The sequence below is a fragment of the Agrococcus sp. AC640b genome (assembly GCF_979255995.1).
Map to the genome: position 1 here is coordinate 47,172 of NZ_CEEDMM010000029.1, position 11,723 is coordinate 58,894.

Below are 11,723 nucleotides of genomic sequence, written 5' to 3' on the forward strand. Positions count from 1 at the left end.
TGTCGAGCCTAGGAGCGACCCCCGACACCACCCGAATCCTGGCGGTACGCCTCCAGCGATCGGGCGGGCTCGAGCCGCCACCCGCCCGTGATGCGGCGCACCGAGCCCCGCGCGTCGAACTCGTAACGGATGGGCTCGCCGATCGACGCGAATCCCGGTGCGTCGTCGACGCGCAGCGTGCGCTCGTCGAGCACCGTGAGCCGTTGCGCCGCCGCCATCGGCGCGGGTGCGCCAGGCGGGATCGCGTAGAGCGCGTCGCCGAGCCGCACGACGTCGACGAGCTGCCATGGGCTCTCGAACCTGCCGGTGAAGCGCATGAGGTCGACGCGCCGCGCGCCGCGCACGGGCTCCATCGACGCGGAGCCGTGCGCGGGGACGTCGTGCCCGGACGACATGGCCAGGTCGTCGACGTCGCGTCGCTGCGTCGCCATGAGGATGTCGACGACGCCCTCGGCGATCTCGGCGGCCGGGCCGTCGATCGCGTTCGTCAGCACGCTCACGGCGATGCCGAGGCGCGGCTCGAAGAGCGTGCGGGTGATCTGACCAGGCCACGCCCCGCCGTGGCCGAGCCACGTGCGACCTGCGATCTCGCGCAGCTGCACGCCCAGCCCGTAGCCGGCGGCCACGCCGTCGCGGTCCACCGTCGACCAGTGCTGCTGCGCCATCCACCGCTTCGTGCGGTCGCCGAGCAGCTCGCCGGACCCGAGGAAGTGCGCGGCCGCGAAGCGCACGAGCTCCGACGCCGTCGACGTGACCCCCGTGGCCGCGGCGAGCGAGCCCGACGTGGGGCTCTCGAGCACCTCGCGCGTCATCGACGTGAGGATGCCGGAGTGCGACGCCACGAGCCGGGCGCTCTTGCGCGCATCGACGTCGGGGACGGTGCGCGTGAGGCCGAGCGGCTTCACGACCGACTCGCGCAGACGCTCCTCGAATCGCTGCCCAGCGACGGCCTCGACGACGAGGCCCAGGATGCCGAACCCGATGTTCGAGTACTTGAACGCCGATGCGCTCGGCAGCACGTCGAGCGGCTCCGCGAGGATCGCATCGAGTTCGACGGCATCGGGGAAGGGTCGCTGCAGCGACCAGAACGTCGTGTCGGCGGAGTCGCGCGTGATGCCGGAGCCGTGCGAGAGCAGCTCGCGGATCGTCACGTGCTGCGCGCCCGTGCCACGCAGCTGCGGCACGTGCTCGCTCGCGAGGTCGTCGAGGCGCAGGCGCCCCTCCTCGACGAGCTGCAGCACGACCGTCGCCGCGAGCATCTTCGAGTGGCTCGCGACGCGGAACTGATGCGTCGGCGTCAGCCGCTCCCCCGTGCGCACGTCGGCGACGCCGAAGGCCTTCGACATGCGCAGCTCGCCGCCGAACCAGATCGCCACCTGCGCACCCGGCACCCGACTGCGCCACACGCGGTACTCGATCCAGCTCACGAGGTAGTCGAGCGCGCTGCGCGCGGCGATCGACCCGTCCGACTCCTTCACCACGCCGTCCCCTCCTGGATCGCCGACCACAGCGCATCGGTCTGCGCGATCGTCTCCGCCATCGTGCCCGACGTGGCGATGACGACGTCTGCCACCGCGAGGCGCTCGTCGTCGCTCGCCTGCGCGCGCACCCGGCGCTCGGCCTCCTCCTCGTCGAGCCCGCGCAGGTCGACGAGCCTGCGGATGCGCTGCTCGGCGGGCGCGTGCACGACGACGACGCCGTCGAAGTCGTGCGGCACCCGTGCCTCGACCAGCAGCGGCACGTCGTAGACGACGATCGCGGACGGGTCGTCGGCATGCGCCGCGATGCGCTCGCGCACGCGCTCCTGCACGGCAGGATGCGTGATGCGCTCGAGGTCGCGCCGCGCCTGCGGGTCGGCGAAGACGATCGCGCCGAGCGCCGCGCGGTCGAGCGCACCCTCGACGACCACGGCGTCGCCGAACCGCTCGGCGATGCGGGCCAGCGCCGGCTCCCCCGGCTCCACGACCTCGCGGGCGACGCGATCCGCGTCGATGACGATCGCACCGAGCGCCGCCAGGCGCCCAGCCACGGTGGACTTGCCGGCGGCGATGCCGCCGGTGAGGCCGATGAGCTGCATGGTGCCATCATCCCAGGCCCCACCCACCACCGCGGCGCTAGCATCGGCCCGATGGGGGACGCACCCCCGCGTCTGGAGGCATCGTGCTCGAGCTGCTCACCGGATCCGGCCTCGCTGCGGCAGCTGGCATGAACGCCTACGTGCCGCTGCTCGCGATCGGCGTCGCCAACCGCTTCCTCCCCGACGTGCTCGCGCTGCCGGAGGGATGGCAGTGGCTGTCGAACGGATGGGTGCTCGGCATCGTCGCCGTGCTGCTCGTCGTCGAGGTCGTCGCCGACAAGATCCCCGCCGTCGACACCGTGAACGACGTCCTGCAGACGATCGTGCGCCCCGCAGCCGGTGGCCTCGTCTTCGGCTCCTCCTCGACCGCCTCGACCGTCGCGGTCACCGACCCCGCCGAGTTCTTCGCATCGAACCAGTGGGTGCCGATCGTCGTCGGTGCCGTCATCGCCCTCGCCGTGCACGGCACGAAGATGGCCGTGCGCCCCATCGCGAACGTCGCGACGGGCGGCACGGCCGCTCCCGTCATCTCGACCCTCGAGGACGTCGGCGCCGTCGGCATGACGGTGCTCGCCATCGTGATGCCCGTGCTCGTCGTCGTCGGCATGCTCGTGCTCGTCGTGGTCGCGGTCGCGATCGTGCGCCGCGGACGCCGAGGCGGCGCTGCGCTGGCACCCAGCGCGCCCACTGCCACCTAGCCGCCAACGCGCCCGCGCATGCGACGAGGGCCGCACCCCGTGCTGGGGTGCGGCCCTCGTGCGTGAGCGCGATGCTCGGTGCTGCTCCGACTCAGTCGGTGCGGCCCGTGAGCTTCTCGCGGAGCGCTGCGAGCGCCTCGTCGTCGGCCAGCGTGCCGCCGCCGTTCGACTCGGACGAGTAGGTCGAACCCGTCGAGGTGCCGGCTGCCACGTCAGCGGCCTCCACCTCGCGTGCGTTCTTGACCTGCTCCTTGTGCGACTCCCACCGTGCCTGGGCGGCCGCGTACTCGGCCTCCCATGCCTCGCGCTGCGAGTCGAAGCCCTCGCGCCACTCGTTCGTCTCGGCGTCGAAGCCCTCGGGGAACTTGTAGTTGCCCTGGTCGTCGTACTCGGCGAGCATGCCGTAGAGCGCCGGGTCGAACTCGGTCGCCTCGGGGTCGACGTCGAAGTTCGCCTGCTTGAGCGACAGCGAGATGCGGCGACGCTCGAGGTCGATGTCGATGATCTTCACGAAGACCTCGTCGTTGACCGACACGACCTGGTCGGCCGTCTCGACGTGCTTCTCGGAGAGCTCCGAGATGTGCACGAGACCCTCGATGCCGTCTGCCACGCGCACGAACGCGCCGAACGTGACGAGCTTCGTGACCTTGCCAGGTGCGAGCTGTCCGATGGCGTGCGTGCGCGCGAAGACCTGCCACGGGTCCTCCTGCGTCGCCTTGAGCGACAGCGAGACGCGCTCGCGGTCGCGCTCGACGGTGAGGACCTCGACCGTGACCTCCTGGCCGACCTCGACGACCTCGGAGGCGTGCTCGATGTGCTTCCACGAGAGCTCCGAGACGTGCACGAGGCCGTCGACGCCGCCGAGGTCGACGAATGCGCCGAAGTTGACGATCGACGAGACGACGCCCTTGCGGATCTGGCCCTTCTGGAGCCCGTCGAGGAACTGCGTGCGCGACTCCGACTGCGTCTGCTCGAGGAGCGCGCGGCGCGAGAGCACGACGTTGTTGCGGTTCTTGTCGAGCTCGAGGATCTTCGCCTCGATCTCCTGGCCGAGGTACGGCGTGAGGTCGCGGACGCGGCGCAGCTCGATGAGCGAGGCGGGCAGGAAGCCGCGCAGGCCGATGTCGACGATCAGGCCACCCTTGACGACCTCGATGACCGAACCGGTCACGACGCCGTCGGTCTCCTTGATCTTCTCGACGTCGCCCCATGCGCGCTCGTACTGGGCACGCTTCTTCGAGAGGATCAGGCGACCCTCCTTGTCCTCCTTCTGGAGGACGAGCGCCTCGACGGCGTCGCCGACCTCGACGACCTCCGTGGGGTCGACGTCGTGCTTGATGGAGAGCTCGCGCGAGGGGATGACGCCCTCGGTCTTGTAGCCCACGTCGAGAAGGACCTCGTCGCGGTCGATCTTGACGACGGTGCCCTCGATCAGGTCGCCATCGTTGAAGAACTTCAGGGTCTTCTCGACGGCGGCCATGAAGTCCTCGGCGCTGCCGATGTCGTTCACGGCGACCTGCTTCGGAGCCTTGGTCGTTGCAGTGGTCATGTGGTGTTGGTTGCCTTCGGTTCGGACAGAGTCTGGCCCGAGGAGTCATCCTGGTGTGGATTCGTCCGCGAGCATGCGGAACTGGGGTCGCAGAAGCGACGACCCAGGCTATCGCATCCGCAGCACGCTCGCACCCCGCGACGAGCGCGCGTCAGTCGTGGGCGAGCGCCGCGTGCAGGAGGAGGTCGCCGAAGGGATGCCGAGCCACGATGTCGACCATCTCGCGCGTGGCCTTGCCGTCCGCGACGAGCGCCTCGAGCGCAGCGTCGCGATCGGCGAGCGCCGACGCGAGCCACTGCTGATCGACGGCCCCGCGCCACGCCTCGACGCTCGCCTTCGACGACGCCTCGAGCGCGTCGACGCGCTCGAACCACGCATCCATCGCCGCCCGCAGGCGCGCCTGCCGCTCCTCGTCGGAGCCGTCGCGGGCGCGCAGCAGCCCCGCGAGCAGGCCGGGATGCGCGGACGGCGGCGTGCCGGGTCCCGGCTCCTGCGGTCGGTCGGCCAGCAGCCGCTGCGACGCCTCCATCGCGTCGTCGCAGATCGCGAGCAGCGTCTGCAGACGCTGCGGCTCCCCCGTCGTCGCCGCGACCTCGAGGTGCGCGAAGCCGTCGAACGTCTCGACGGGTCCGTGCATCTCGGCCGCGCGGTCGACGGCGCTCATCGACCCCGCAGCACGGCGGCCTTGAGGGTGTCGAGGCCGACGCCGCCGATGTTCAGCACGCGCATGTGGAAGTCCTTGAGGTCGAAGTCGGCGCCTTCGGCCGCCTGCGCCTCGTCGCGGATCTGCTCGAAGATGCGCTGGCCGATCTTGTACGACGGCGCCTGCCCCGGCCAGCCGAAGTAGCGGTTCACCTCGAAGCGCACGAACGGCTCGTTCATGTTCACGTTCTGCCGCAGGAAGTCGAACGCGTAGTCGAAGTCCCACGACCCCGTGCCGTCGAGCCGCGGCTTGCCGAGGTGCACGCCGATGTCGAGCACGACGCGAGCGGCACGCATGCGCTGCCCGTCGAGCATGCCGAGCCGGTCGGCGGGGTCGTCGAGGTAGCCGAGCGACTCCATGAGGCGCTCGGCGTACAGCGCCCAGCCCTCGGCGTGCCCCGACGTGCCGGCGAGGCGTCGCCACGTGTTCAGCTGCCCCCGGTTGTACGTCGCCTGCGCGATCTGCAGGTGATGGCCGGGCACGCCCTCGTGGTAGACGGTCGTGAGCTCGCGCCACGTGTCGAACTCGGTCACGCCCTTCGGCACCGACCACCACATGCGACCGGGACGCGAGAAGTCGTCAGCCGGTCCCGTGTAGTAGATGCCGCCGGTCTGCGTGGGCGCGATCATGCACTCGAGCGCCTCGATGGGCTTCGCGATGTCGAAGTGGGTCTTGCCGAGCTCGGCGATCGCCGCGTCGCTCGTCGCCTGCATCCACGCCTGCAGGGCGTCGGTGCCGTGCAGCTTGCGCGACGCGTCGCCGTCGAGGTGCGCGATGGCCTCCTGCACGCTCGCGCCCGGCAGGATCTCCTTCGCGATCCGCTCCTGCTCGTCGCGCATGCGAGCGAGCTCCTCGATGCCCCACTCGTACGTCTCGTCGAGGTCGACGGTCGCACCGAGGAACCGACGCGACATCAGCTGGTAGAACTCCCGACCGACGGCGTCCTCCTCGCGCGCAGCAGGCAGCAGCTCGTCGCGCAGGAACTCGCGCAGCACGCCGTACGCGCGCGTCGCCGACTGCGCACCGCCCTGCAGGTCGCTGCGCAGGCCCTGCGTCAGCTCACCCTCGTCGGCCGTCGCGCCGTTCGCGAGGTCGTGGAAGAAGCCCGTGCCCTCTCCGAGGTCCTCGAGCTGCTCGAGCACCTGCTCCACCTGCCGGCGGGCAGGCGTGTTGCCGACCTCGATGCCGGCGCGCAGCGAGTCCACGTAGCCGTCGATCGCGCCGCGCACCGTGCGGAGACGACCCGACACGTCGGCCCAGTCGTCCTCGGAGGCCGTCGGCATCATGTCGAAGACGTCGCGGATGCCCTGCGCCTCCGACGCGATGTTGTTGAGGTCGCGCTGCCACCAACCCGACTCGAGCGTCTCGACCTCGAGCTCGAGCTCGCGGCTCAGGTCGGTCTTCGTGACCCAGTCGACGTCGTCGACCGGCTCCTCGGCGGCGAGCGCCTGGAGCGTGCCGCGCGCGGCGTCGAGACGGGGCTGCACCCCCTCGCGCGACAGGTCGCCGTACTGCGTCTTGTCGCCCTCGGCTCCCAGCCACACCCGGGTGCGTGGCTCGAGCTCGATCTCCTTCTGCACGACCGCCTCGGCGATCGCGTCGATGGGCGTGGGCGTGCGGTCCTGCGGGGTCTCCGTCATGCTTCGACCCTACCTTCGGGCTGCCGGCACCCGCAGGCTCGGCAGGTCAGTCGAGCAGGGGCAGCACGCCCTCCTCGAAGGCGTCGACGCCGTCGAGCCCGTACGCCACGTCGGGCATGTACACCACGAGGTAGTCGCAGCCCGCGGCCTGCAGCGCACGCACGCGCTCCGCGACCTGCTCGGGCGTGCCGACGACGGCCGTGTCGGCGTTGAAGGCGGCACCAGCCTGCTCGGCGGGGAGCACGGCGTCGGTGCGCGCGTGCACCTCCTCGACGACGCGGAGCGCCTCGGCCTCGGTCGAGCGCACGACGACGTTGAGGTTCGTGGAGTTGACGATCTCGCCGGGGTCGCGTCCGACGGTCTCGCAGTGGCCGTGGAGGATGTCGCGCTTGCGCGCGAACTGCTCGGGCGTGCCGCCGAAGTTCGACGCGTCGCCCCACCGTGCCGCGTAGCGCAGCGTGCGCTGCTCGCCGCCTCCCGCGATCCACGTGGGGATGTGCGGCGTGCCGTCTGCGCGCTGCTGCAGCGGCTGCGGACGGCAGATCGCCCCGTCGACCGAGTACCACTCGCCCTCGAGCGTCGCCTCGCCCTCGTGCCAGAGACGCTGCATGATCTGCACGCCGTCGCGGAGCCTGCCGATGCGCTCCCCCGTGCCCGGGAACCCGTAGCCGTACGCGCGCCACTCGTGCTCGTACCAGCCGGCGCCGATGCCCATCTCGACGCGCCCTCTGGAGATCGCGTCGACGGTCGCGGCGACCTTCGCGAGGTACGCGGGCTCGCGGTAGCCGATGCACGTGCACATCTGCCCGAGTCGCACGCGCTCGGTCGCCGCGGCGAGCGCTGCCATGAGCGTCCACGCCTCGTGCGTCGCCTCGCGCGTGGGATGCGGGGTCGTGTGGAAGTGGTCGTAGACCCACACCGACTCCCACGGGCCCGCCTCCGCTCGGCGCGCGACGTCGAGCATCGTGCGCCACTGGTCGGCTGGGTCGACGTCGACGAGGTCGAGTCGCCAGCCCTGCGGGATGAAGAGTCCGGTGCGCAGCGTCATGCTCGGAAGCCTAGGCCTGCGTCGCCCCCGCGCGCGGCGATGCCGCGAGCGGCGATGCCGCGAGCGTCGTCAGTGGCCGGCGGCATCCCAGTCGGGGCCGACGCCCACGGCGACGTCGAGCGGCACCGACAGGTCGGCGGCGCCGCCCATGCCGTCGCGCACGATCTCGGTCATGCGGTCGAGCTCGCCAGCAGCGACCTCGAAGACGAGCTCGTCGTGCACCTGCAGCAGCATGCGCGACTCGAGTCCCTCTGCGAGGATCTGCGCGTCGATCGCGAGCATCGCGCGCTTGATGATGTCGGCCGCGGAGCCCTGGATGGGCGAGTTGAGCGCCTGCCGCTCGGCGTTCTCGCGCAGCACGCGGTTCGCGGAGTGCAGGTCGGGGAACGGGCGCCGGCGACCGAAGATCGTCGTCGTGTACCCGTCGTCCTTCGCCTGCATGACGACGCCGCGCAGGTAGTCGCGCACGCCGCCGAAGCGCGAGAAGTACTCGAGCATGAGCGCCTTGGCCTCGGACTGCGGGATGCGCAGCTGCTTCGACAGCCCGAAGGCGCTCAGGCCGTACGCGAGACCGTAGGACATGGCCTTGACCTTCGTGCGCATGAGCGCGGTGACGTCGGCGGGGTCGACGCCGAAGACGCGCGAGCCGACGAAGCGGTGCAGGTCCTCGCCCGAGTGGAACGCCTCGATGAGGCCGGCGTCCTCGGAGAGGTGCGCCATGATGCGCATCTCGATCTGCGAGTAGTCGGCGGTCAGCAGCGTCTCGAATCCCTCGCCGTGCACGAACGCCGTGCGGATCTCGCGACTCACGTCGGTGCGGATCGGGATGTTCTGCAGGTTCGGGTCGTTCGACGACAGCCGGCCGGTGTTCGAGCCCGTCTGGTCGTACGTGGTGTGGATGCGCGCGTCGGGTGCGATGCCCTTCTGCAGCGTCTCGATGATCTGCATGAGCTTCGACGCCTCGCGGTGCTGCAGCAGCAGCCCCAGGAACGGATGCGGGCTCGACTCCTGCAGATCGGCGAGCGCCTGCGCGTCGGTCGAGTAGCCCGTCTTCGTCGCTCGGGTCTTCTGCATGCCCAGCTCGTCGAAGAGCACGGTCTGCAGCTGCTTCGGGCTGCCGAGGTTGACCTCGTGCCCGATCTCCGCGAACGCGTCCTGCGCGTGGCCGTCTGCGCGCTCGCGCATCGTGGCGTGGATGCGCGCGAGCACCGTGGCGTCGATCGTGATGCCCGCGTTCTCCATGCGGGTGAGGACGGGCTGCAGCGGCAGCTCGATGTCGGTCTCGACGCCCTGCGTGCCCTCGTCGAGCTGCTCGCGCAGCGGGCCCGCGATGCGGGCGACGTACCAGGCGATCGTGGCGATGGCGCTCGGCTCGACGTCGGGCACGAGCTGCGAGGGGTCGGGCTTGGGCATCGTCTCGCCGAGGGTCGTGAAGACCTGGTGGTCGAGCTCATACGTCTTGGCGAGCGCCGTGGGCGCTGCGAGCCATGCGGCGATGCGCGTGTCGAGCACGACGCCGTCGAGCTCGAGCCCCGCCGCCCACAGCCATCGGCGCTGCAGCTTCGCGTCGTGGAGCACCTTCGGGTGATCGCCGGCGAGCCAGGTCGCCAACGCGTCGTAGTCGCCCGTGCCCGCCTGATAGGGCACGTAGACGCTGCCCACCTGCGTCGACAGCCCGATGCCGGACAGCGCGTCGCCGGTGCGCTCCACGTGCACCGCGACCTCGTCGGTCTGGCGCTCGAGCCACGTCGCGAGCTCCTCGTCGACCATCGTGTGCACGGCAGGAGCCTGCACGGCGTTCACGGCTGGGGCGATCTCCCCCTCGGCGCCAGAGCCCTCCTGCGCGAGCACACGGTCGAGCAGCGTGCGGAACTGCAGACGCTGCGAGAACATCTCGCGCACCTTCGCCTCGTCGATCGGCTGCCGCGCGAGGTCGGCGGGCGTGACGGGAAGCTCGACGTCGTCGACGAGCCGGTTGAGCCTGCGGTTGCGCACGGCGCGATCCTGCTGCTCGCGCAGGTTGTTGCCGACGACGCCCTTGATCTCGTCGGCGTGCGCGAGGATCTCGTCGACGGTGCCCCACTGCTGCACCCACTTGACGGCAGTCTTCTCGCCGACCTTGTCGATGCCCTGCAGGTTGTCGCTCGTCTCGCCGACGAGCGCCGCGATCTCGGGGTACTGGTGCGGCTCGACCCCGTAGCGCTCGAGCACCGTCTCGGGCGTGTAGCGCTTGAGCTCGGAGACGCCGCGTGCCGACGGATACAGCAGCGTGACGTCGCCGTTGACGAGCTGGATGGTGTCGCGGTCGCCGGAGACGACGAGCACGTCCATGCCGTCGGCCGAGCCGCGCTTGGCGAGCGTCGCGAGGATGTCGTCGGCCTCGAAGTCCTCCTTCGAGATCGTGCGGATGCCCATGGCCTGGAGCGCCTCCTCGAGGAGGGGGATCTGGCCCTTGAACTCCGGCGGCGTCTCGGCGCGCGTGCCCTTGTACTCGGCGTACTCGCGCGTGCGGAAGGAGAACCGCGAGATGTCGAACGCGACCGCGAGGTGCGTCGGCCGCTCGTTCTTGAGGATGAGCAGCAGCATCGACAGGAACCCGTGGATGGCGTTCGTGTGCTGCCCCTCGCTGTTGACGAAGTTGTCGAGCGGCAGCGCGTAGAACGCGCGGAACGCCAGCGAGTGGCCGTCGATGACCATGAGGGTAGGCTTCGTGTCCGGCACGCAGCCAGCCTAGCCAGCACCGCCGACACCCCCTTCGCACCCCTCGAGGAGCCCTCGTGTCCGACGCCGCAGCGCCCGCGACTCCCCCGCATCCCATCGCCTCCGACGTCGCCGCGAGCCCGGGCGCGTCGTCGCTGCTCGGCGAGCGCGGCCGCGGCGAGCTCGCCGAGCGCATGCAGATCGAGTTCCTCGAGCTGTCGGCCGAACGGGCCGTCGCGACGATGCCGGCGGAAGGCAATCGACAGCCGATCGGGCTCATCCACGGGGGCGCGTACTGCGTGCTGGCCGAGAGCCTCGGCTCGATGGCGGCGAACGCGCACGCGATCACGATGGGCCGCTACGCGGTCGGCGTCGACATTAACGCGACGCACACGCGATCGGTGCGCGAGGGCGTCGTGACCGGCACGTGCACCGCCGTGCACCTGGGCTCGACGATGACGGTGCACGAGATCGTCGTGACCGACGAGTCGGGTGCCCGCATCTCGACGGCTCGCATCACGAACCTGCTGCGCGACCGCCGCTGACCCTGCACCGGCGACTCCCGCCAACGATTGGCGACTCCCGCTGACGATTGGCGACTTGGGTGCGCGGATTGGCGGGGCCGGTAGACGATTGGCGGCTCCTGCGCGCGTGTCGTCGCCAATCCTCAGGCCGGCTCGACGCGCGCGTCGTACGCGGCGCGGATCACGGCGAGGATGCGTGCGCCCCCGTCACGCAGATCCCCCTTCGTCACGCGGATGACGTGCCAGCCGAGCTCCTGCAGCCGACGATGACGCTCGATGTCGATCGCGTACTGGCGATCGTCGAGGCGATGGTGCTCGCCGTCGTACTCGACCGCGAGGAGCAGCTCGGGCCAGGAGAGATCCAACCGTGCGACGACGAGACCCGCAGCATCGCGGACCACGTGCTGCAGCACGGGCTCCGGCATCCCCGCGTCCGCGATGAGCAGTCGCGTGCGGGTCTCGGCAGGCGACTCGGCGCCGAGGCGCACCCGCGCCATCGCACGCCGCAGCACGCCGTAGCCGTGCGCGCCCTTGTAGTGGAGCGAGCGCGACGCGAGCGCCTCGACGTCCAGGCGCGAGCGAAGCACGCTCTCGCACGCCTCCACGAGCTCGCCGACGTGAGCATCGTGCCGAGATGGATGAGCGTGTCGTCTCGGCTCTCGACGCGCAGCCCGGCGACCTCGACGACGTCGGACTTGATCCGATGCCCACGGACGCCTGGACGCACCATGCGACTCGTGAACGAGGGCGACGCGAGATGCACGTCGTCGTCGCGAAGCCTCCA

The 11,723-nt window shown here is 70.8% G+C and carries 10 protein-coding genes; 2 read left to right on the forward strand and 8 right to left on the reverse strand.

The window, feature by feature from the left end:
- Positions 1 to 8: 8 nt before the first annotated feature.
- Both ACZ6H8_RS11875 and coaE read right to left on the reverse strand, forming a co-directional pair.
- Positions 9 to 1,481, reverse strand: a complete 1,473-nt coding sequence (locus ACZ6H8_RS11875) for a serine hydrolase domain-containing protein (protein WP_464147049.1) — start codon at positions 1,479 to 1,481, stop codon at positions 9 to 11.
- Positions 1,475 to 2,077, reverse strand: a complete 603-nt coding sequence (coaE, locus tag ACZ6H8_RS11880; protein ID WP_464147050.1) for a dephospho-CoA kinase — start codon at positions 2,075 to 2,077, stop codon at positions 1,475 to 1,477. The genes ACZ6H8_RS11875 and coaE overlap by 7 nt, the downstream gene beginning before the upstream one ends.
- A gap of 83 nt (positions 2,078 to 2,160) precedes the next feature.
- Between coaE and ACZ6H8_RS11885 the strand changes: the two genes are divergently transcribed.
- Positions 2,161 to 2,775, forward strand: coding sequence for a DUF4126 domain-containing protein (locus ACZ6H8_RS11885; protein ID WP_464147051.1), 615 nt, complete (start codon positions 2,161 to 2,163; stop codon positions 2,773 to 2,775).
- Between the two features lie 91 nt (positions 2,776 to 2,866).
- Here the strand turns inward: ACZ6H8_RS11885 and rpsA are convergent, their stop codons facing one another.
- The 5 genes from rpsA to polA all read right to left on the reverse strand — a co-directional run bounded on the left by rpsA (position 2,867) and on the right by polA (position 10,412).
- Complete coding sequence (rpsA, locus tag ACZ6H8_RS11890) at positions 2,867 to 4,324, reverse strand: 30S ribosomal protein S1 (RefSeq protein ID WP_464147052.1); 1,458 nt, start codon at positions 4,322 to 4,324, stop codon at positions 2,867 to 2,869.
- A gap of 151 nt (positions 4,325 to 4,475) precedes the next feature.
- Positions 4,476 to 4,988 (reverse strand): hypothetical protein, encoded by a 513-nt coding sequence (locus ACZ6H8_RS11895; RefSeq protein ID WP_464147053.1) that lies wholly within the window; start codon positions 4,986 to 4,988, stop codon positions 4,476 to 4,478.
- Entirely contained in the window at positions 4,985 to 6,667 is a 1,683-nt protein-coding gene (locus tag ACZ6H8_RS11900; RefSeq protein ID WP_464147054.1) for a DUF885 domain-containing protein, read from the reverse strand. The genes ACZ6H8_RS11895 and ACZ6H8_RS11900 overlap by 4 nt, the downstream gene beginning before the upstream one ends.
- 46 nt (positions 6,668 to 6,713) lie before the next feature.
- Entirely contained in the window at positions 6,714 to 7,715 is a 1,002-nt protein-coding gene (locus ACZ6H8_RS11905; RefSeq protein ID WP_464147055.1) for a TIGR03560 family F420-dependent LLM class oxidoreductase, read from the reverse strand.
- Positions 7,716 to 7,784: 69 nt separating this feature from the next.
- A complete protein-coding gene (gene polA, locus ACZ6H8_RS11910; protein WP_464147291.1) occupies positions 7,785 to 10,412 on the reverse strand; it encodes a DNA polymerase I in 2,628 nt (875 codons plus the stop codon).
- Between the two features lie 158 nt (positions 10,413 to 10,570).
- Here polA and ACZ6H8_RS11915 point away from each other — a divergent pair, with 158 nt between their 5' ends.
- Entirely contained in the window at positions 10,571 to 10,960 is a 390-nt protein-coding gene (locus ACZ6H8_RS11915) for a PaaI family thioesterase (RefSeq protein ID WP_464147292.1), read from the forward strand.
- Positions 10,961 to 11,082: 122 nt separating this feature from the next.
- On the opposite strand, the gene ACZ6H8_RS11920 is transcribed toward ACZ6H8_RS11915, so the two are convergent.
- The gene (locus ACZ6H8_RS11920) at positions 11,083 to 11,526 is read right to left on the reverse strand and encodes an endonuclease domain-containing protein (protein ID WP_464147056.1); all 444 of its coding nucleotides are present in this window, start codon (positions 11,524 to 11,526) and stop codon (positions 11,083 to 11,085) included.
- Positions 11,527 to 11,723: the final 197 nt, after the last annotated feature.